Source organism: Scandinavium sp. (assembly GCF_036271055.1).
GTDB lineage: Bacteria > Pseudomonadota > Gammaproteobacteria > Enterobacterales > Enterobacteriaceae > Scandinavium.
On record NZ_DATBBJ010000099.1, the window covers coordinates 95483 to 115630 of the forward strand.

Sequence of the window (20148 nt, forward strand, 5' to 3'; positions counted from 1 at the left end):
GTCTGTCAATACGCCTAAAAGAAAGTTATGCCATTTATTATCGTTTTATTCACGCGGCAAATCGCGGCGCGACTGCTGTTTTCGTCTCTATCCTACAATGTTGTCGGCAGGCTGGCGAATATCTGTAAGGCAGAGTGGTCTTAAATTTGGCATTAATCGTTTTGGCACATGAAACGTAACGGGATATCAAGCCAATGCAGGCCAATATCCCGAAATAATACTTACTGCTGAGTCGCGCTGGCGAGGCTAATCTGAATATCCTGATCGAGATTATGTACCCAGCGGTTATAATTCTTATGAATTTTACCGCCTTCCGCCATCAGATTGGTGCTGCCATCATATTTGATGATGTAGCTATTAGCAGAGTATTGCACCAGAACATTGGCGGTATGGCCACGACTTTGCTGGCGACCTTTAATTACGCCAGGGCCGGCATCGGTCATAATCCATTGGCGATTAAGACCCGCTTTTAAAATAGCATTACGCACCTGGGCTTCGGTGTGACCCGTCGCCACCTGGTTCTGGACCGTTTCAATGGGGGCAGTACGCGAGACACAGCCTGCCAGTGCGCCGACGACGGCAGCGGCGACAATCCACTTCACTAACTTTTTCATCACAAATTCCATTAACTACGCAAAATGATGCGTGATTAAAACAAGCGTTATCCAAACCTTTTATCAACGCTCGATATATATTCACCGCATCAGCTGAAATAATCGATTATTGGTTATTTAAACGTTACCGCAAAGGTGCGGTTGTAAAAGGATAAGGGAGCAAGTGTGACGCTGCAACTGGAATATCTGTTAATGCGATGATACGCATTAGGGTAATTAATAAGCGGTCATTTTTAATTTTATTTAGGGCGCTATTTATTTCTGTTATGGATAAATAAATAGCGCCCTAAATGACTCTTCAGCCAGGCAATCGGCTTTTCGGTCGCCCAGGTCCAAGCAAAATCGCCAGTTTGCTGCCGCCTTTGGTGGTTTCCATCCAGATTTTGCACACACTGGTGAGTGGCACCGACAACAGCATCCCCACCGGGCCAAGCAGCCAGCCCCATACCAGTAATGAGAGGAATACCACCAGCGTCGACATCCCGAGGCGATGGCCCATCATGCGTGGCTCAACCATATTCCCCAGCACCATATGCACCGCGAGGAACAGTCCACCGACCAGCAGGCACTCATACGGGCCATTGAACAGAAACGCCTGAATCATCGGTGGAATGGCCGAAATCACTGAACCGATGTTGGGCACATAGTTGAGCAGAAATGCCAGCACGCCCCACATCAACGCGAACTGGACGTTGAGCAACAGCAGACCCAGCCAGACGATAACGCCGGTCCACAGGCTTATCAGCGTTTTCAGCGCCAGATAATGCGACACGCCTTTTAACGCGCGGTGCAGTCCGGCGATGTGGATCTGCGGATTGACCAGCGCGAAGCGCAGTTTGTAGGGCACATGGCGCACTTCAAACAGCATAAACACGACGGTCATCACCAGCAGCACAATGCTTGCCATCGCGCCGGAAAGTTGGGCCATCATGGTGGTGGCGAACGCCATCATTTTGTCGGAATCGACGCGTTGAAGCATGCGTTCCGGCGACATATGCATGTGTAAGAACGGCATGGAATCCTGCAGCGCCAGCAGTTTGTGAGTCAGCTCCTTGTTGTATTTCGGCAGCATCGCGACAAATTCGTTGCCAGAAGCCGCCAGCACGCCAAACAGCGCCGTGAGCACGCAAAGCATCACAAACACCACGAGCGTAATAGCAAGCGGTCTGGAGACGCCCCGGCGGATAAACCAGGTAACTAAAGGATTGAGGACAATGGCGAAAAACAGCGCCATCAGCAACTGAACGATAATGTCAGCGGCGGCGTGGATACCCGCCAGAATGACCACCAGCGACGCCAGCTTTAACAAAATATGCAAACCCGCTTTATCTGCGGTAGATGTTGTCATGATAATTTCCTTATGAGCTATCGGCATTAAGTGTAGTGCGTAGCGGCAGGCTGACTATCGGACAGAAGGGGGAAAGTCGGGCTGGAAATAAAAAAAAGCCCCCGGTTGTGAAACCAGAGGCTCTCTCGTCAGCAGGCTAAATTAGTTGATGACGATGGTATTAATGATGTTCTCTGCTTGCGCCTGCGCTTTCTGCTGATCGTCAGCAGGCAGGGTGATTTGCAGGGTCAGCAATTTACCGTCTACTTTACCCAGTACCACAGAAGAGTACGCAGTCTGGCCTTTGGCAGAGATAACGCTGTCGAGCTGTTGCAGGCTGTGGCCCTTCAGCTCGATGGATTTGTTAGTGACGACCTGCAACTGCGGGTCACGGCTGCGCTGCTGATCTTCCAGACGGGAAGCCAGTGCCGCCAGATCTTCGTTGCTGTTGTCGCCAACAATCACAATGACGGCTTTCTGGCCTGTCGCGTCAGAGTAGACGTGCATATTGTTGGCCTGAGTGCCCAGTTTACCGCTCTGATCGGTCATATCGGCCGGGAGAGCGAAACTGAGTTTGCCATCCAGCAGGCTGACAGGCTGAGCCGCGGCGTTGCTTTCGGCAGCCGCGCCCTGCGTTGGCGCTTTGCTGTCGCTGTTGTCACAGGCCGCAAGACCCATTACCAGCAAGCCAATTCCGGCGTATTTAACCAAATTGCGCATTGACATCTTCCTTTTGATAAACGGCCATTAATGGCACATTCGCTTATCTTATCACAACCCGTTGGATGAACCTTTACCCCGGCTGAAAAGCGGAGATTTCAGATTTATCTGCCAATCTTTTCAACAGCATATTCAGCAAGAAGCCGTACATCGGCAGGAAGAACACCATGCTGATAAGCACCTTAAAGCTGTAATCCACCAGCGCGATTTCCACCCAGTGAGCGGCCATGAACGGGTCAGGACTACGCCAGAAGGCGATAAAGAAGAAGGCGAGGGTATCGCTGACGTTACCGAACAGCGTGGAAGCCGTCGGGGCCAGCCACCAGCGGTGATTCTGACGCAGACGGTTAAACACGTGAACGTCGAGAATTTGCCCCAGCGCATAGGCCATAAAGCTTGCGGCGGCGATGCGGGCGACAAACAGATTGAAGTGCGTCAGCGCGGCAAAACCCTGCCATTCGCCCATGTAGAACAGCGACGAAATGACATAGGAAATCAGCAGCGCAGGGGCCATCACCGCAAAAATGATTCTACGGGCGAGCGGCGCGCCAAAAATACGCACGGTCAGGTCAGTCGCAAGGAAGATAAACGGAAAGCTAAACGCGCCCCAGGTGGTGTGAAAACCAAAAATGGAGACCGGCAGCTGTACCAGATAGTTACTGGAGGTGATCACCAGCAGATGAAAAAGCGAAAGCCAGAACAACGCTTTTACGCGCTGGGCTTGGGAAAACGGCGTCATATTGTGACCTTTTTAGTGGTTGGGGTGAGGGAACCCAATGAAAACCGCCGCATGATACTGCGTTCTGTGCGCATTGCAACGGCTAATTTTCGCGCAATCGTTAACCTGCCTTGCGTCACAAAATTCCAGGGGTAAACTAGGGCGGTTTTTTGACTGACTGAGTGAACCATGAGCGATCTTTTTTCTGCTGCTGACCACACCCTTGATGCCATGGGCCTGCGCTGCCCGGAGCCGGTAATGATGGTCCGTAAAACCGTGCGCACCATGCCTGTGGGCGAAACGCTGCTGATTGTGGCTGATGACCCGGCAACGACGCGCGACATTCCCGGCTTCTGCCGCTTTATGGATCATGAGCTGATTGCCCAGCACACGCATTCCCTGCCTTACCGTTATCTGATCCGCAAAAACCACTGATTCTCTAAGGGCAGAAATTGTGATCTGCCCTGAACTCTTGTTATCAAATCCTTAAACCATCGTTTCATATTTGTGGCTTTTGTGAGGCGTCTCACCGTCGTTTTTTCTGCACCAGGCTAATTTTTAAACGCAAAACTAAAACAACGTTTTATTAAATACCCTGGAGCCGACCGATGAAAATGACTGTAAGGCCATTTGTGGCCGCTTTATGCCTCTCCACTGCAACTCTCTGCTTTTCCACGTCGCTGTTAGCGCAAACCATTCGCGCTGCGGATGTCCATCCTGAAGGCTACCCGAATGTGGTGGCGGTGCAGCACATGGGTGAAAAACTCAAACAGCAAACCAACGGCGACCTCGAGATCAAAGTCTTCCCGGGCGGTGTGCTGGGCGATGAAAAACAGATGATCGAACAAGCGCAGATGGGTGCGATCGATATGATCCGTGTGTCGATGGCGCCAGTGGCAGCGATTCTGCCGGATGTGGAAGCTTTCACCCTGCCGTACGTGTTCCGCGATGAAGATCATATGCATAAGGTTATCGACGGCGATATCGGCAAACAGATTGGCGAAAAGCTCACCAACAACCCGAAATCGAAACTGGTGTTCCTCGGCTGGATGGACTCCGGCACGCGTAACCTGATAACCAAACAGCCGGTGACGAAACCGGAAGATTTGAAAGGCATGAAAATCCGCGTACAGGGCAGTCCGGTGGCGATTGATACCCTGAAAGACATGGGCGCGAATGCCGTCGCGATGGGCGTGAGCGAAGTTTACAGCGGTATGCAGACTGGCGTTATCGACGGCGCTGAAAACAACCCGCCAACCTTTATCGCTCACAACTATATGCCTGTGGCGAAGCACTACACCCTCAGCGGTCACTTTATCACCCCGGAAATGTTGCTTTATTCCAAAGTGAAATGGGACAAGCTGAATGCAGACCAGCAGCAAAAAATTCTGACCCTGGCCCGTGAAGCGCAGATGGAGCAGCGCCAACTGTGGAACGCGTACAACCAGCAGGCGCTGGAGAAAATGAAAGCGGGCGGCGTGCAGTTCCATGAAATCGACAAAACGTATTTCGTCCAGGCGACGGAGCCGGTGCGTAAAGCCTATGGTGAAAAGCATCAGGATCTGATGAAAGCCATCGCTGATGTTCAGTGATTTTCAAGGCGGACGGAGGACCTATGTCTGAATCCTTTCCAAGATTAATGGACAAGCTGTACATGCTGGCGATGTGGGTCGCTGGCGTGTCATTGCTGGTGATGACCATCGTCATTCCCATCGGCATTTTCTCCCGCTATGTGCTCAACAAAGGCGAATCCTGGCCCGAGCCGGTGGCGATTCTCTGCATGGTGACGTTTACGTTTATCGGTGCGGCGGTGGGGTATCGTGCCGGGTCGCACATTGCCGTCAACATGCTGACTGACCGTTTACCCGCCGCGCTGCAACGTGCGGCGGCACGGCTGGTGGACCTGATGATGTTGCTGATCACCGGGCTGATGTTCTGGTACAGCCTCTGGCTGTGTCTCGATCTCTGGGAGCAGCCAGTGGCCGAGTTTCCACTGCTGACGTCGGGCGAAACCTATCTGCCGCTGCCGATTGGCTCGGCGGTGCTGATCCTGTTTGTGATTGAACGACTGCTGTTCGGTTCTCAAGAGAATCGCCCGGTAGTGCTCATCGGTAACCACGGTTAAGGGGTGTTAAATGGACGCATTTGTACTGCTTTTCACCCTTGCGATCCTACTGGCGATTGGCATGCCGGTGGCGTTTGCCGTGGGGCTCAGCGCCGTAGCAGGCGCGTTATGGATTGATTTACCGCTGGAAGCGCTGATGATTCAGATAACCAGCGGAGTGAACAAATTCACGTTGCTGGCGATCCCGTTCTTTATTCTCGCCGGGGCGATTATGGCGGAAGGCGGTATTGCCCGTCGTCTGGTCAATTTCGCCTATCTGTTTGTCGGTTTTATTCGCGGTGGCTTATCGCTGGTGAATATTGTGGCCTCCACCTTTTTCGGCGCGATTTCTGGGTCGTCGGTCGCGGATACCGCATCAATCGGCAGCGTGATGATCCCGGAAATGGAGAAGAAGGGCTATCCCCGCGAGTACGCAGCAGCAGTGACCGCCAGCGGCTCGGTGCAGGCGATCCTTATTCCGCCAAGCCACAACTCGGTGATTTACTCGCTGGCGGCGGGCGGCACGGTATCTATCGCCACGCTGTTTATCGCAGGTGTGCTGCCGGGGTTGCTGCTCGGCGTCAGCCTGATGGCGATGTGCCTGGCGTTTGCCCGTAAACGCGGCTATCCGAAAGGTGAGGTCATTCCGTTCAAGCAGGCGGTGAGGATTTTCTTCGATGCGCTATGGGGGCTGATGACGGTGGTCATCATTCTCGGCGGGATCCTGTCCGGTATTTTCACCGCGACAGAATCTGCGGCGGTAGCCTGCCTTTGGGCGTTCTTTGTGACGATGTTTATCTATCGTGACTACAAATGGAACGAGTTGCCGAAGCTGATGTATCGCACGGTCAAAACCGTCAGCATCGTGATGATCCTGATTGGCTTTGCCGCGGCGTTTGGCGCGGTGATGACCTACATGCAGCTGCCGACGCGCATCACCGAGTTCTTCACTTCGCTCTCCAGCAACAAATACGTGATCCTGATGTACCTCAACGTCATGCTGCTGCTGATTGGCACGCTGATGGACATGGCGCCGATCATTTTGATCCTGACGCCAGTGCTGTTGCCGGTGACAAATGCGCTGGGGATCGACCCGGTACATTTCGGGATGATCATGATGGTTAACCTTGGGATCGGCCTGATCACGCCGCCGGTAGGATCGGTGCTGTTTGTCGCCAGTGCGGTGAGCAAGCAGAAGATCGAAACCGTAGTGCGGGCGATGCTGCCGTTCTACGGGATGTTGCTGGTGGTGCTGGCGATGGTGACCTATATTCCGGCGATTTCGCTTTGGTTGCCGCATATGTTGGGGATGTAAGTGTTGTCATGCCGGGCGGCGCTTCGCTTGCCCGGCCTACGCGTCGAGAGGGTGTCCGGTGTGGCTGTCGTTATTTCTTGTTCAACAACCGCAGCGCATTCGCTGTGACTAATACCGTCGCACCGGTATCGGCTAACACCGCTAACCACAAACCGGTGATGCCTAACAGCGTGGTCACCAGGAACACGGCTTTCAAGCCTAATGCGAGCGTAATATTTTGCCGGATATTGGCGCGGGTGGCACGGGCGAGACTGATCATCTGTGCCAGCCCGGTCAAACGGTTCCCTGTCAGTGCCGCATCGGCGGTCTCCAGCGCCACGTCTGTGCCGCTCCCCATCGCGATACCAATGGTTGAGGCTTTCATTGCCGGAGCGTCGTTGATGCCGTCACCGACCATCGCCAGCGGCGCTTGCGTATTCAGTGCGGTCACGGCGGTGACTTTATCCGCAGGTAACAATCCGGCACGGAAATCCAGTCCCAGTTCAGTGGCAATGGCTGCCGCCGCGCGCGGGTTGTCGCCAGTCAAAATGACGCCCTGAATCCCCAAATCATGGAGTGCTTTGACCGCTTCACGCGCGTCATCTCGCAGCGTATCGCGCAAGGCCAAAATCCCCAGCAGCGCACTATTTTTGACAACCACGACCACTGTTTGTCCGGCTTCTTCCAGTTGAGCAATTTGGGCAGCGTACCCACCGGTCGGGAATTTATCCCCGGCGCAAATCAGCACTTTCTCGCCATTCACTTCGGCTTCGATACCTGAACCCGCCAGCGCCCGCTGCGACTGAGCCTGTGGCAACGCTACGTTACGGCTGACGGCCTCATTGACGATTGCCATCGCCAGCGGGTGACTGGAACCTTGTTCCACCGCCGCCGCCAGTGCCAGCAGTTCGTTCTCGGTTGTGTCGTTCAGCGGAACAATCGTGGTGACACGCGGTTTACCGACCGTCAGCGTTCCGGTTTTATCGAAAGCGACATGTTGAATACTGCCAAGCTGTTCCAGTGCTGCGCCGCCTTTAATCAACGCCCCACGACGGGCCGCTGCCGCAAGGCCAGAGGTGATGGCGGCGGGAGTGGAAATCACCAGCGCACACGGGCAGCCAATCAGCAACAAGGTCAGCCCTTTGTAAATCCACGGCTGCCATTCCACGCCCATCAATAGCGGCGGTAACACCGCGACTAATAGCGCGACCAGCATAATCGCCGGGGTGTAAATACGGCTGAATCGGTCGATAAAGCGTTCGATAGGCGCGCGGCGTTCTTCGGCTTCTTCAATCAAACGCAGAATGCGGTCAATCGCGCTGTCGCCGGGTTCTGACGTCACGCTGAGCTGAACCAGACGGTCAACGCTGGTTGCCCCTGCGGGAACACTTTCGCCTTCTGTGCGTTCGACGGGAACGGATTCTCCGGTCAGTGCGCTTTCATCGAAGCTCGCGAAAGAGGACAGGAGCTTACAGTCGGCGGGCAGGCGACCCCCGGCGGCGACTTCAATCACATCACCCGGGCGTAAATCACGTTGGGCGACGGTTTCACGCTGACCGTTACGCAGGCGAATTGCGGTGTCCGGTTTTAAGGCCATCAGTGCGGTGACGCCTTTACGGGCGCGGCTGGCAGCCCAGCCTTCAAGGCGTTCGCCGATGATAAACAGCAGCAGCACCATCGCCGCTTCGGCGGTTGCGCCAATGAATAACGCGCCAATCGCCGCCACGCTCATCAGCGTTTCGATCGCAAACCAACTGCCGGTTTTGATCAGACGTAGCGCCTGGCGGGCAATTGGGAACAGGCCGACCAGTGTGGTCGCGATGAACGCGAGATTACCCAGCGGATGATTGGCCTGCTGCAGTCCCCAACTGATCGCCATCATCACGATAAGCAAAATCAGCGGCAGATTTTCACGCAGGCGAGAAGGGGCTTCGGTTTCCGGCGCATCTTCACTGCGCAGCACATAGCCGGTTTTGCTGACTGCCGCTTCCACCTGTGGACGAATATCGTGGTCGGCATCAACCAGCAATTTTTCAGTGGTGAACAGCACCTGAACCTGATTCACCCCTGCCACCTGGCGTACGGCGTTTTCGACTTTGCGCGCACAGGCGGCGCAGTCCATGCCGCTCACCAGCCAGCTATAGCGGGTTCCGGTAGCCGGAGAAATAACAGGAGTGGGTTCATTATGCGAACCGCCGCAGCTTGTGCCGTGCTCATGTTGATGGTCGTGCTCATGCGCAGGAACGGGCGTTAACGGTGTTTTCGCAAATTGTGGGGCAGGTTTGGCGTTCGTTTCTGGAGTCGACATGGCACTCTCCTGTTAATGATCACTTCTCAATAACGCAGAGCATACACTTTGGAGTCGACTCCAGAGTCAAGCCTCTTTTTACAAATAAAGTGCGCGGACGATCAAAAAGTGTCCGGCGAAGTAACAGGCCGAGGCAATGGCGGTATCAGCACGGAAGCGGCGGCGATAATGGCTGCCCAGCCAGACGATATTACTGATGAGCAACAGTGCCGCGCCGAGGAAGCTCGACAACGCGGTATCCACCGGACGGAAGAACCACAACTCACCCGCGAGCCACACCATTACCAGCGTCATCGCGATAAACGTACACACGGGCAGACGCAACTCTTCCAGACGCGACCAAATCACGGCGATCAGCAGCGCGCCAATCACCAGCAACACCAGCGGCAACGGCCAGAAGAAAGACAGCGTCATTTGGCTTGCGAACCAAATCGTATACAGCAGATGAGACAGGAAGAACGCGCCGATGGCGTACAACAGGCGTTCGCGCGACAGCAGCGTCAGCGCATCACCAATCAGCGAAGCGCACAGCCCCGCCAGCACCAGGTAACTAATAGCGTTAAACATCGGCGCTTGCCAGGCGAGCAGCAGCAGTAAGATGAGCGTGACGGGTTTAAAAACCCAGCGTTGCCAGACCGGGCCACGATAGGAAGCGTCCACGTACAACCAACCGGATAAACAGACAGCAATGAATGACCAAAGCATGATATTAAGTCCTTGTATCTGTTATTGATGCATAAACTCTCTCCGTCCAGTGTAGTGGCGCGAGTGGTCAGATAGCAATGGCGGAGCAGGCAGGGTATCCTTTTTTGCGCTAATTCTTACCAGACACAGAGAGAACTTCCCGATGAGCAAAATGCCGCTCTTTTTTGTGATTGTGGTGGCGATTATTGTCGTAGCCGCCTCGTTCCGCTTCGTGCAACAACGCCGCGAAAAAATGGACAACGAAGCCGCACCGTTGCAGCAAAAGCGCGTAGTGGTCACCAATAAGCGTGAAAAAGTGCTTAATGACCGCCGTTCACGCCAACAAATCGTCGCCCCGGCGGGCAGCGACATGCGCTATGAAGCGAGTTTTAAGCCAGAAAATGGCGGGCTGGAAGTGAGTTTCCGTCTGGACGAAAAAATCTATCACCAATTGAATGTCGGTGACAACGGAACACTGAGCTACAAAGGCTCGCAGTTCGTTGAATTTAAAGCCGAATGACATTGATTTTGAAGGCCGGGTAAGGCGCTAGCCGGCACCCGGCACTCCACCATTACTTCTTCTTTGGCGTCATTTTCTTCTGCCAGGCAATCAGCTCAAACACCCCAAACAAAAACACCCGCACCTGATCACCACGCGTCATCTGTGGGCCATCTTTTGGCATGGTGGCTTTCAGCAGGGTCATTTGCAGGCCGTGCATCAGGATCATAAAAATCAGCGCCACGTTGACGAAGATATTAACCGGGAATTTGAACGGGTGCAGGACGTTGAGGACCAGAAAAGCCCAGACGCAAAGCATCAGTAAGCGGCCGATATTAAGCAGCATCATTGTTTCCTTGTGCTTCACGATGATAAAGACGATAAGCGACTTGTCCGGCCACCTTCTCGCGGTGTAAATCCCAATGTGCGGGAACCGGCGGCAGCCCGTTCTCCACTTCGCTTTCGACGTAGATCAGCGCATTGTCTGCCAGCCAACCGTGGGTTTCCAGCAGTGTCAGTGTCTCTTCAAGCAACCCTTTGCGGAACGGCGGGTCGATAAACACCACATCATGCGGCGTACCCGGCTGTGCCAGGAACGTTAAGGTGTTGGTGTTGACCACTTTCGCGTTACGGGCGTTGAGCGTCACAAGATTTTTTTGTAACTGTTGTGCGACGTGGCGATCCATCTCTAAAAGGGTCGCGCTCCCGGCATAACGGGAGAGGGCCTCAAGCCCTAATGCGCCGCTTCCGGCGAAACAGTCGAGGCAACGGGCATCCACCATATTTGGCGCAAGCCAGTTAAACAGCGTCTCGCGGACCCGATCGGTGGTCGGACGCAGGCCTGGGCTGTCAGGTACCGGGAGCTTACGGCCCCGCCATTGTCCGCCTATAATGCGGATCTGGCCGCTGCCGGAGTGGTTTGGTTTTTTCATATCTCAGCTCTGCTCAATGCCGGATTACTTTTCCAGGCGGTGAAGCGCGTTAAGTTAAGTGATAGACTATTTCATCATTTTTTTAGCTTCCATGTACATAGCGGTGACGCAGTACCTGGAATCAACAGCGAAGAGCGTGCTCGCAAATGGCAAAAGACAAAAAAAGAGGCTTTTTCTCCTGGCTGGGCTTTGGACAGAAAGAACAAGAGCAGCAACAGGAAGCCGAACAACAGCAAAGCGAAGCGCAACAGGCGCCCGTAGAGCCTGTCATTGAACAGGACGCTGTTGAAGACGTCGCGGTTGAGCCAGCGGCTGTTGAGGAAGCGGAAGTTGTCCCGGAAGAGAACATTGCTGAACCGGAAGCCGAAGTTACCGCGCACAGCGAAACAGAGACCCAGGCTTTCGCACAAGACGTTGTTGAGGTGACTGAAGAGGTTGTTCACAGCGCCGCGCCGCAGCCGGTTGAACAGGAAACTGTGGCCGAAGTTGTCGCACCCGTTGAAGAACCGCGCATCGAATCCGAACCAGAAGTCGCTATCGAACATGAAGCGCTGCCACTGCCGGAAGAGATTGTCGAAGAAGAGCCTGAGGCTATTCTTGAAGAAGAAGTTGTTGTTGCTCATCAGGCTGTTAGCGAAGACGCCATTACAGAAGATGAACTGAGCGACGAAGAACTCGAAGCCCAGGCACTCGCTGCCGCCGATGCCGCTGAAAATGCCATCGACACCCCGGAAGAAATGGTTGAAGAAGCGGACGAAGAACAACCGCTTCAGGAGCAAGAGCGTCCGACGAAAGAAGGTTTCTTCGCTCGCCTTAAACGCAGCCTGCTAAAAACCAAAGAAAATCTCGGTTCCGGATTTATCAGCCTGTTCCGTGGCAAGAAAATCGATGATGATCTGTTTGAAGAGCTGGAAGAACAGCTGCTGATTGCTGATGTCGGCGTGGACACCACCCGTAAAATCATCGCCAGTCTGACCGAAGGCGCGAGCCGTAAACAGCTGCGCGACGCCGAAGCGTTGTACGGTCTGCTGAAAGATGAAATGAGTGAAATCCTCGCAAAAGTAGACGCGCCGCTTAATATTGAAGGCAAATCTCCGTTTGTTATTCTGATGGTCGGCGTCAACGGCGTGGGTAAAACCACCACCATCGGTAAGATGGCGCGCCAGTTCGAGCAGCAGGGCAAATCGGTGATGTTGGCGGCGGGCGATACTTTCCGTGCCGCAGCGGTCGAGCAGCTCCAGGTCTGGGGTCAGCGCAACGACATCCCGGTCATTGCGCAGCATACCGGCGCGGATTCCGCATCGGTGATTTTCGATGCCATTCAGGCGGCGAAAGCGCGTAACGTCGATGTGCTGATTGCCGACACAGCCGGGCGTTTGCAGAACAAAGCGCACTTGATGGAAGAATTGAAGAAAATCGTCCGCGTGATGAAGAAGCTGGACGAAGATGCACCGCACGAAATTATGCTGACGCTCGATGCCAGCACCGGTCAGAATGCTATCAGTCAGGCCAAGTTGTTCCACGAAGCGGTTGGGCTGACGGGCATCACATTGACTAAACTGGACGGGACCGCCAAGGGTGGCGTTATCTTCTCGGTGGCCGATCAGTTCGGCATTCCGATTCGCTACATCGGCGTTGGCGAACGTATCGAAGATTTGCGTCCGTTTAAATCGGACGATTTTATTGAGGCACTTTTTGCCCGAGAGGATTAACAATGATTCGCTTTGAACAAGTCAGCAAAGCCTATCTCGGTGGGAGACAAGCGCTGCAGGGGATTAACTTCCAGCTGCAGCCGGGTGAGATGGCCTTTCTGACCGGCCACTCCGGCGCGGGGAAAAGTACCCTGCTCAAGCTCATTTGCGGTATTGAGCGCCCAAGCACCGGGAAAATCTGGTTCAGCGGCCATGACATCAGCCGTCTGAAAAACCGTGAGGTGCCGTTCCTGCGTCGCCAGATTGGCATGATTTTCCAGGACCACCATCTGCTAATGGACCGCACGGTATTTGATAACGTGGCGATCCCGCTGATTATCGCCGGAGCCAGCTACGATGACATCCGTCGTCGCGTGTCGGCGGCGCTGGATAAAGTCGGGCTGCTCGACAAAGCGAAAAACCTGCCGATTCAGCTCTCTGGCGGTGAACAACAGCGCGTGGGCATTGCTCGTGCGGTGGTGAACAAACCGGCGGTATTGCTGGCGGATGAACCGACCGGTAACCTCGATGAAGCTTTGTCAGAAGGTATTCTGCGTCTATTTGAAGAGTTCAACCGCGTCGGGGTCACGGTCCTGATGGCTACCCATGACCTGGGGCTTATCTCCAGCCGTTCCTATCGTATGATGACCCTCAGCGACGGGCATTTGCATGGAGGTCACGGTGAATAAACGCGACGCGATCAATCACATTCGCCAATTTGGCAACCGTTTCGACAGGTTGCGCAATTCTGGCAGTGGCGGTGGAAAAGGCGGCGGCAATGCGCCAAAACGCGCGAAACCGCCACAGAAGCCGAACTCCCGCAAAACCAACGTCTTTAATGAGCAGGTGCGCTACGCGTTCCAGGGCGCATTGCAGGACCTGAAAAGCAAACCAGTGGCGACGTTCCTGACGGTAATGGTGATTGCCATTTCCCTCACGCTGCCAAGCGTCTGCTACATGGTTTATAAAAACGTGAACACGGCGGCGTCGCAGTATTACCCGTCGCCGCAAATAACCGTGTATCTCGAAAAAACGCTGGATGATGACGCGGCGGCGAAAGTCGTCGGGCAGTTACAGGCTGAGCAAGGCGTGGACAAGGTGAATTATCTTTCCCGCGATGAAGCGCTGGGCGAATTCCGCAACTGGTCTGGTTTCGGCGGCGCACTGGATATGCTGGAAGAAAACCCGCTGCCTGCAGTGGCTGTGGTGATTCCTAAGCTTGATTTCCAGGGCACCGATTCGCTGAACACGCTGCGTGACCGTGTGTCGAGAATTCAGGGGGTTGATGAAGTGCGCATGGACGACAGCTGGTTCGCGCGTCTCTCCTCGATTACCGGGCTGGTAGGGCGCGTAGCGGCAATGATCGGCGTGCTGATGATCGCCGCAGTGTTCCTTGTTATCGGCAACAGCGTGCGTCTGAGTATTTTTGCCCGTCGCGACACCATCAACGTACAGAAACTGATCGGTGCGACCGATGGCTTTATTCTGCGCCCGTTCCTGTATGGCGGAGCATTGCTTGGCTTCTCCGGCGCGTTCCTGTCACTGATCCTGTCCGAAATTCTGGTGCTGCGCTTATCGTCAGCAGTAACCGAAGTGGCGAAGGTCTTTGGGACGCAGTTTGAACTCAGTGGCTTAGGCCTCGATGAGTGCCTGCTGATGCTGATTGTCTGCTCGATGATCGGCTGGGTCGCGGCATGGCTGGCAACCGTTCAACATTTACGCCACTTTACGCCGGAATAAAAAAAGTCTGATATACTCTCTCCCTGCTGCAACAAACAGCCGCATTATGTTCCTGTTCGCAGGGAGAGTTTCAAAACCCATCTGCTTCCCCCTGCCTTCAGCGGTATCATCGTGATGTCACAATTTGTGCGTAATGTATTCACATCGTTGCATGGAACTTGTGGATAACATCACTGTCTGATAAAAATGCGAATGTTAATCTCGCTGCTCGTAACAACTGGCCCGAAAGTTGCCTGATGGGGACAAACAAGGCCAGGACGTAAATTGAGAGGATTTGAATGACCAAAGAAATGCAAACTTTAGCTTTAGCCCCTGTTGGCAACCTGGATGCTTACATCCGGGCGTCAAACGCTTGGCCGATGTTAACGGCTGATGAAGAGCGGGCACTGGCGGAGAAGCTGCATTACCAGGGCGATCTGGAAGCAGCGAAGACGCTGATCCTGTCTCACCTGCGCTTTGTTGTTCACGTTGCTCGTAACTACTCGGGCTACGGCCTGCCGCAGGCGGATTTGATTCAGGAAGGTAACATCGGCCTGATGAAAGCCGTACGTCGCTTCAACCCGGAAGTGGGCGTGCGTCTGGTCTCTTTCGCCGTGCACTGGATCAAAGCCGAAATTCATGAATACGTGCTGCGTAACTGGCGTATCGTGAAGGTTGCGACCACTAAAGCACAGCGTAAACTGTTCTTTAACCTGCGTAAAACCAAGCAGCGTTTGGGTTGGTTCAATCAGGATGAAGTGGAAATGGTCGCACGCGAGCTGGGTGTGTCCAGCAAAGACGTGCGTGAAATGGAATCGCGAATGTCCGCCCAGGACATGGCCTTTGATATGTCGTCTGACGAAGATTCCGAAAGCCATTCCGTTGCGCCAGTGCTCTACTTACAGGATAAAACGTCTAACTTTGCCGACGGCATTGAAGACGATAACTGGGAAGAGCAGGCTGCGAACAAACTGACCCACGCGATGGAAGGCCTGGACGAACGTAGCCAGGACATCATCCGCGCCCGTTGGCTGGACGAAGACAACAAGTCCACCTTGCAGGAACTGGCAGACCGCTACGGCGTGTCCGCAGAGCGTGTGCGTCAGCTTGAAAAGAACGCGATGAAAAAATTGCGTATGGCGATTGAGGCCTAAGCCGAAAGCCATTGCCCGGTGGCGCTAGCGCTTACCGGCCCTACAAAATAGTCGCTAACGTGTAGGTCGGGTAAGGCGAAGCCGCCACTCGACAACGCAAAGAGAAGCCCGAAGGTTTATGCCGTCGGGCTTTCGTTTTTTATACAGTCCATCAGCACCTTAAACGCTCCTTCCATCTCTTCTTCGCGCATCGCCGCAAACCCCATTAGCAGCCCGCGCTGCGCCGCCTCATTCAGGTAATACCGCGACAATGGCCGCACCAGCACGCCTTTTTCATTGGCACGTTTCGCCAGCGCTACGTCATCACACTTCGCGTCGAGTTTTAACACCAGATGCAACCCGGCGTTATCGTTGAATTCGCTTAGCGCTTCTTTGCCGAGATAATCGGTAATTAGCCCTGCCAACCGCTGGCGACGACGGGCATACAGCAAACGCATCCTACGGATGTGCGCGGTGTAATGGCCTTCACGAATAAACAGCGCCAGCGCTTCCTGGTCGAGCAATCGTCCGCTGCGATACAGTTCGGCATGCGCCGTACGCAGCGCCTGCGCCAATGGGCGCGGCAGCACCACATACCCGAGGCGCATTCCCGGCCACATGGTTTTGCTGAACGTGCCGATGTAAATTACCGGGGCGTCTTCCACCAGCCCCTGTAATGCCGGGATGGGCTGGCCGGAAAAGCGAAATTCACTATCGTAATCGTCTTCCACAATCCAACTGCCAGTCTGTTTCGCCAGGGCGAGCAGGCGCTGACGGCGCTCAAGGCTCATCACGCAGCCGAGCGGATATTGATGCGACGGCGTGACAAACATCAGACGCGGCGGCGTATCACCCGGCTCAGGTGGATTCATCCCGCTGAGATCGACGTCTACCGCCTGCAACTTCACGCCGTTCATCTGCAAAACGTTGCGGATCCCCCAATACGCAGGCTCCTCAATCCACGCGCTGTCGCCGGGGTTGCACAGCATTCGGGAAACCAAATCAATCGCCTGGTGAATCCCTTCGGTGATCAGAATTTGGTCCGGCGTACAGCGTACCGATCGTGCCACGCGCAGGTATTCCATCAGCGCCTGTTGCAGCGCCAGGCTGCCGCCGGAAGGGCTATAGGAGAGTTGTGTTGCCTGCGGTTTACGGCTGACGCGGGTCTGGATTTTGCGCAGCAACGCGTGAGGAAATTCATTCACGTCCGGCACGCCGGGCAAAAAAGCGCCCCATTGGCGAGGACTGGCGCGGCTGTGCGTCAGAAGCGCCTGGCCGCGTTCTGAGAAACTGACGCAGCGGTTGTCGCTGGTGTCAGCTTCATGTCTGCTGGTGGCGAACAGCAGCGCGTCAGGCACTGTTTTTGCCACGAAGGTGCCGCTGCCGGAACGCGAGACAATGTAGCCCTCTGCCAATAGCTGTTCGTACACAGTAAGCACCGTATTTCGTGACAACCTTAGCTGAGTCGCGAGGTCGCGCGACGGCGGCAAACGGCTTTGTGGCGGCAGGCTGCCGTCGAGGATCGACAGGCGCACGGCGTTATATAACTTCTTGTGCAATTTGTCGTCGGGCTGTTCATCCAGACGCAGTTGCAGGAGATCGCACACTAAAGAACGCAATTGGATCCCTCAATTATTCAAAACTGGTACTCGATTATAGGACCGCTCACAGAGTAAAACACTCATATTGTTTCAAAGTTGTTAACACTAAACGAATCTGTGATGGGGTAAGGTCGATGAAAAACAATGAACTGAATCAGCGCCGTTTGCAGGCGACACCGCGTGGCATTGGCGTCATGTGTGGTTTTTATGCCGAGAAAGCGGAAAACGCCACCCTGTGGGACGTGGAAGGCAACGAAGTGATCGATTTTGCTGCCGGGATCGCGGTGCTGAACACCGGTCATCGTCATCCAAAAATCGTGGCGGCGATTGAAAAGCAGCTGCAAGCCTTTACCCATACCGCGTACCAGATTGTTCCTTACGAAAGTTACGTCTCGCTTGCAGAGCGCATTAACGAACGCGCTCCGGTGAAGGGCCCGGCGAAAACGGCATTCTTCTCAACGGGTGCGGAAGCGGTCGAAAACGCGGTGAAAATTGCTCGCGCATACACTAAACGTCCTGGTCTCATCACCTTTGGCGGCGGTTTCCACGGTCGTACTTTTATGACTATGGCGCTGACCGGCAAAGTGGCACCGTACAAAATTGGTTTCGGCCCGTTCCCGGGTTCTGTTTATCACGGTCAGTACCCGAATGCGGCGCATGGCGTGAGCACGGCTGACGCGCTGAAAAGCCTGGATCGTATTTTCAAAGCGGATATCGCAGCCGATCAAGTAGCGGCGATTATTCTGGAGCCCGTGCAGGGCGAGGGCGGTTTCAACGTTGCACCGGCCGACTTCATGCAGGGCCTGCGCAAACTGTGTGATACCCACGGAATTCTGCTGATTGCCGATGAAGTGCAGACCGGTTTTGCCCGTACCGGGAAACTGTTTGCGATGGAACATTACGACGTGAAACCCGACCTGATCACCATGGCGAAAAGCCTCGCTGGCGGGATGCCGCTGTCCGCAGTTGCAGGGCGTGCGGAAGTGATGGACGCACCAGCACCAGGCGGTCTGGGCGGTACTTACGCCGGTAACCCACTGGCGGTAGCTGCGGCCCACGCGGTGCTCGATATCATCGACGAAGAAAAGCTGTGCGCGCGTGCTGCTGAGCTGGGCCATCATCTGGTGGAAGTGCTGAAAAGCGCTAAAGCCGATTGCCCGCATATTGTTGATGTGCGTGCGCAGGGTTCCATGGTCGCCGTCGAATTCAACGACCCGCAGACCGGCGAGCCGTCTCCTGAATTCACTAAACAGGTGCAGGAAAAGGCGATGAAAGAGGGCCTGCTGCTGCTGAGCTGTGGTGTTTACGGCAACGTGATTCGTTTTCTTTACCCTCTCACCATCCCTGAAGTCCAGTTCCGCAAGGCGCTGGAGATTATTCGCCGCTCTCTCAGCCAGTAATGGCGTTGTTGCTTAAATGCATTGGCCGCTCCTGTGAGTGGCCATTTTTTTGTCACGTTTCTGTTACATAACCCTCAAAATTCTCGTTCCAATTAGCAAAAAATCGGGTATGTTTTAGCAGAGTATGCTGCAAAGGCGCGGCTGGCAGACCTAAAACCGAAATAAAGCGCCACATAACAACATCACAACAAAAGCAATCACCATCACAATGGGGAATCTCAGGATGAAAATGAAGGGTAAAGCGTTACTGGCAGGATGTATCGCGTTAGCAATGAGCCACGTGGCTATGGCTGACGATATTAAAATTGCCGTCGTGGGAGCGATGTCAGGTCCGGTAGCGCAGTACGGCGATCAGGAGTTCACAGGGGCGGAACAGGCTGTCGCCGATATTAATGCCAAGGGCGGCATCAAAGGCAACAAGCTTTCCATCGTAAAATATGACGATGCCTGCGACCCGAAACAAGCGGTGGCGGTAGCGAACAAAGTCGTGAACGATGGCATCAAATACGTTATCGGTCACCTCTGCTCCTCTTCCACGCAGCCAGCGTCTGACATTTATGAAGACGAAGGCATTCTGATGATCACCCCAGCGGCGACCGCACCAGAGCTGACCGCGCGTGGCTACAACCTGATTCTGCGTACCACCGGTCTGGACTCCGATCAGGGCCCAACGGCGGCAAAATACATCATCAACACCGTGAAGCCGAAGCGCATCGCGATTGTGCATGACAAACAACAGTACGGCGAAGGTCTGGCGCGTGCGGTTCAGGATTCCCTGAAAAAAGGCAACGCCAACGTGGTGTTCTTCGACGGTATCACTGCCGGTGAGAAAGATTTCTCAACGCTTGTGGCGCGTCTGAAGAAAGAAAATATCGACTTCGTTTACTACGGCGGTTATCACCCGGAAATGGGTCAGATCCTGCGCCAGGCGCGCGCTGCGGGTCTGAAAACACAGTTCATGGGCCCTGAAGGTGTGGCGAACGTGTCACTGTCTAACATTGCCGGTGAATCTGCGGAAGGCCTGCTGGTGACGAAGCCGAAGAACTACGATCAGGTTCCGGCGAACAAACCGGTTGTTGATGCAATCAAAGCCAAGAAACAGGATCCAAGCGGTGCGTTTGTATGGACCACTTATGCAGCGCTGCAGTCGCTGTCTGCTGGTCTGAACCAGAGCGACGATCCGGCGAAAATTGCAGAATGGCTGAAAGCCAACAAAGTCGACACCGTCATGGGTCCACTGACCTGGGATAAAAAAGGCGACCTGAAAGGCTTCGAGTTCGGCGTGTTTACGTGGCATGCCAACGGCACGGCGACCGACGCCAAGTAAATTTCCCCGCGTCTTTCGCACTGCAAATACGTTGGCTGCGTTATTCAACCCCGGTCACTTACTTGAGTAAGCTCCCG

The 20148-nt window shown here is 54.5% G+C and carries 20 protein-coding genes; 11 read left to right on the forward strand and 9 right to left on the reverse strand.

Annotation, left to right across the window (positions count from 1 at the left end; translation table 11 throughout):
* Window positions 1-221: 221 nt before the first annotated feature.
* From VH187_RS20470 to VH187_RS20485, 4 genes are all read right to left on the reverse strand, one after another.
* Window positions 222-614: a hypothetical protein gene (locus tag VH187_RS20470; protein WP_329703276.1), complete on the reverse strand. Its 393-nt coding sequence runs from the start codon at window positions 612-614 to the stop codon at window positions 222-224.
* Between the two features lie 298 nt (window positions 615-912).
* The gene (locus VH187_RS20475) at window positions 913-1962 is read right to left on the reverse strand and encodes an AI-2E family transporter (RefSeq protein ID WP_329703277.1); all 1050 of its coding nucleotides are present in this window, start codon (window positions 1960-1962) and stop codon (window positions 913-915) included.
* A 141-nt stretch (window positions 1963-2103) separates the two neighbouring features.
* Window positions 2104-2661 carry a DcrB family lipoprotein gene (locus tag VH187_RS20480; protein WP_329703278.1) on the reverse strand — a complete coding sequence of 186 codons (558 nt, stop codon included), beginning with the start codon at window positions 2659-2661 and terminating at the stop codon, window positions 2104-2106.
* Between the two features lie 73 nt (window positions 2662-2734).
* Window positions 2735-3400: a 7-cyano-7-deazaguanine/7-aminomethyl-7-deazaguanine transporter gene (locus VH187_RS20485; RefSeq protein ID WP_329703279.1), complete on the reverse strand. Its 666-nt coding sequence runs from the start codon at window positions 3398-3400 to the stop codon at window positions 2735-2737.
* A gap of 168 nt (window positions 3401-3568) precedes the next feature.
* Between VH187_RS20485 and tusA the strand changes: the two genes are divergently transcribed.
* From tusA to VH187_RS20505, 4 genes are all read left to right on the forward strand, one after another.
* Complete coding sequence (gene tusA / locus VH187_RS20490) at window positions 3569-3814, forward strand: sulfurtransferase TusA (RefSeq protein ID WP_329703280.1); 246 nt, start codon at window positions 3569-3571, stop codon at window positions 3812-3814.
* A gap of 173 nt (window positions 3815-3987) precedes the next feature.
* Window positions 3988-4971 carry a TRAP transporter substrate-binding protein gene (locus VH187_RS20495; protein ID WP_329703281.1) on the forward strand — a complete coding sequence of 328 codons (984 nt, stop codon included), beginning with the start codon at window positions 3988-3990 and terminating at the stop codon, window positions 4969-4971.
* 23 nt (window positions 4972-4994) lie between these two features.
* Complete coding sequence (locus VH187_RS20500) at window positions 4995-5504, forward strand: TRAP transporter small permease (RefSeq protein ID WP_329703282.1); 510 nt, start codon at window positions 4995-4997, stop codon at window positions 5502-5504.
* A 10-nt stretch (window positions 5505-5514) separates the two neighbouring features.
* On the forward strand, window positions 5515-6798 hold the full coding sequence (locus VH187_RS20505; RefSeq protein ID WP_329703283.1) for a TRAP transporter large permease: 1284 nt from the start codon (window positions 5515-5517) through the stop codon (window positions 6796-6798).
* A gap of 70 nt (window positions 6799-6868) precedes the next feature.
* On the opposite strand, the gene zntA is transcribed toward VH187_RS20505, so the two are convergent.
* On the reverse strand, window positions 6869-9085 hold the full coding sequence (zntA, locus tag VH187_RS20510; protein WP_329703284.1) for a Zn(II)/Cd(II)/Pb(II) translocating P-type ATPase ZntA: 2217 nt from the start codon (window positions 9083-9085) through the stop codon (window positions 6869-6871).
* A 78-nt stretch (window positions 9086-9163) separates the two neighbouring features.
* Entirely contained in the window at window positions 9164-9790 is a 627-nt protein-coding gene (locus VH187_RS20515; RefSeq protein ID WP_329703285.1) for a lysoplasmalogenase, read from the reverse strand.
* 142 nt (window positions 9791-9932) lie between these two features.
* On the opposite strand from VH187_RS20515, the gene VH187_RS20520 reads away from it, so the two are divergent.
* Complete coding sequence (locus tag VH187_RS20520; RefSeq protein WP_329703286.1) at window positions 9933-10289, forward strand: DUF2500 domain-containing protein; 357 nt, start codon at window positions 9933-9935, stop codon at window positions 10287-10289.
* A gap of 52 nt (window positions 10290-10341) precedes the next feature.
* On the opposite strand, the gene VH187_RS20525 is transcribed toward VH187_RS20520, so the two are convergent.
* Window positions 10342-10614: a DUF1145 family protein gene (locus VH187_RS20525; RefSeq protein WP_329703386.1), complete on the reverse strand. Its 273-nt coding sequence runs from the start codon at window positions 10612-10614 to the stop codon at window positions 10342-10344.
* Entirely contained in the window at window positions 10604-11200 is a 597-nt protein-coding gene (gene rsmD / locus VH187_RS20530; protein ID WP_329703287.1) for a 16S rRNA (guanine(966)-N(2))-methyltransferase, read from the reverse strand. Before rsmD ends, VH187_RS20525 begins: the two co-directional genes overlap by 11 nt.
* A 146-nt stretch (window positions 11201-11346) precedes the next feature.
* Here rsmD and ftsY point away from each other — a divergent pair, with 146 nt between their 5' ends.
* The 4 genes from ftsY (at window position 11347) to rpoH (ending at window position 15764) form a co-directional block, all read left to right on the forward strand.
* Complete coding sequence (ftsY, locus tag VH187_RS20535; RefSeq protein WP_329703288.1) at window positions 11347-12912, forward strand: signal recognition particle-docking protein FtsY; 1566 nt, start codon at window positions 11347-11349, stop codon at window positions 12910-12912.
* A gap of 2 nt (window positions 12913-12914) precedes the next feature.
* A complete protein-coding gene (ftsE, locus tag VH187_RS20540; RefSeq protein ID WP_329703289.1) occupies window positions 12915-13580 on the forward strand; it encodes a cell division ATP-binding protein FtsE in 666 nt (221 codons plus the stop codon).
* Entirely contained in the window at window positions 13573-14631 is a 1059-nt protein-coding gene (gene ftsX, locus VH187_RS20545) for a permease-like cell division protein FtsX (RefSeq protein WP_329703290.1), read from the forward strand. The genes ftsE and ftsX overlap by 8 nt, the downstream gene beginning before the upstream one ends.
* Window positions 14632-14909: 278 nt before the next feature.
* On the forward strand, window positions 14910-15764 hold the full coding sequence (rpoH, locus tag VH187_RS20550; protein ID WP_329703291.1) for an RNA polymerase sigma factor RpoH: 855 nt from the start codon (window positions 14910-14912) through the stop codon (window positions 15762-15764).
* Between the two features lie 116 nt (window positions 15765-15880).
* On the opposite strand, the gene pdxR is transcribed toward rpoH, so the two are convergent.
* Window positions 15881-17362: a MocR-like pyridoxine biosynthesis transcription factor PdxR gene (gene pdxR, locus VH187_RS20555; RefSeq protein ID WP_329703292.1), complete on the reverse strand. Its 1482-nt coding sequence runs from the start codon at window positions 17360-17362 to the stop codon at window positions 15881-15883.
* A gap of 116 nt (window positions 17363-17478) precedes the next feature.
* On the opposite strand from pdxR, the gene VH187_RS20560 reads away from it, so the two are divergent.
* Both VH187_RS20560 and VH187_RS20565 read left to right on the forward strand, forming a co-directional pair.
* Window positions 17479-18744 carry a 4-aminobutyrate--2-oxoglutarate transaminase gene (locus VH187_RS20560; RefSeq protein WP_329703293.1) on the forward strand — a complete coding sequence of 422 codons (1266 nt, stop codon included), beginning with the start codon at window positions 17479-17481 and terminating at the stop codon, window positions 18742-18744.
* A 223-nt stretch (window positions 18745-18967) separates the two neighbouring features.
* On the forward strand, window positions 18968-20071 hold the full coding sequence (locus VH187_RS20565; protein ID WP_329703294.1) for a branched-chain amino acid ABC transporter substrate-binding protein: 1104 nt from the start codon (window positions 18968-18970) through the stop codon (window positions 20069-20071).
* The last annotated feature ends 77 nt before the right edge of the window (window positions 20072-20148 follow it).

Coding starts and splice junctions, on each gene's coding strand:
- VH187_RS20515 (WP_329703285.1), bottom strand. CDS start 9,790: ATGCTTTGGTCATTCATTGCTGTCTGTTTATCCGGTTGGTTGTACGTG.
- zntA (WP_329703284.1), bottom strand. CDS start 9,085: ATGTCGACTCCAGAAACGAACGCCAAACCTGCCCCACAATTTGCGAAA.
- ftsE (WP_329703289.1), top strand. CDS start 12,915: ATGATTCGCTTTGAACAAGTCAGCAAAGCCTATCTCGGTGGGAGACAA.
- VH187_RS20470 (WP_329703276.1), bottom strand. CDS start 614: ATGAAAAAGTTAGTGAAGTGGATTGTCGCCGCTGCCGTCGTCGGCGCA.
- VH187_RS20565 (WP_329703294.1), top strand. CDS start 18,968: ATGAAAATGAAGGGTAAAGCGTTACTGGCAGGATGTATCGCGTTAGCA.
- VH187_RS20520 (WP_329703286.1), top strand. CDS start 9,933: ATGAGCAAAATGCCGCTCTTTTTTGTGATTGTGGTGGCGATTATTGTC.
- ftsY (WP_329703288.1), top strand. CDS start 11,347: ATGGCAAAAGACAAAAAAAGAGGCTTTTTCTCCTGGCTGGGCTTTGGA.
- rsmD (WP_329703287.1), bottom strand. CDS start 11,200: ATGAAAAAACCAAACCACTCCGGCAGCGGCCAGATCCGCATTATAGGC.
- VH187_RS20485 (WP_329703279.1), bottom strand. CDS start 3,400: ATGACGCCGTTTTCCCAAGCCCAGCGCGTAAAAGCGTTGTTCTGGCTT.
- VH187_RS20505 (WP_329703283.1), top strand. CDS start 5,515: ATGGACGCATTTGTACTGCTTTTCACCCTTGCGATCCTACTGGCGATT.
- VH187_RS20500 (WP_329703282.1), top strand. CDS start 4,995: ATGTCTGAATCCTTTCCAAGATTAATGGACAAGCTGTACATGCTGGCG.
- VH187_RS20525 (WP_329703386.1), bottom strand. CDS start 10,614: ATGCTGCTTAATATCGGCCGCTTACTGATGCTTTGCGTCTGGGCTTTT.
- VH187_RS20475 (WP_329703277.1), bottom strand. CDS start 1,962: ATGACAACATCTACCGCAGATAAAGCGGGTTTGCATATTTTGTTAAAG.
- VH187_RS20480 (WP_329703278.1), bottom strand. CDS start 2,661: ATGCGCAATTTGGTTAAATACGCCGGAATTGGCTTGCTGGTAATGGGT.
- VH187_RS20560 (WP_329703293.1), top strand. CDS start 17,479: ATGAAAAACAATGAACTGAATCAGCGCCGTTTGCAGGCGACACCGCGT.
- rpoH (WP_329703291.1), top strand. CDS start 14,910: ATGACCAAAGAAATGCAAACTTTAGCTTTAGCCCCTGTTGGCAACCTG.
- VH187_RS20495 (WP_329703281.1), top strand. CDS start 3,988: ATGAAAATGACTGTAAGGCCATTTGTGGCCGCTTTATGCCTCTCCACT.
- tusA (WP_329703280.1), top strand. CDS start 3,569: ATGAGCGATCTTTTTTCTGCTGCTGACCACACCCTTGATGCCATGGGC.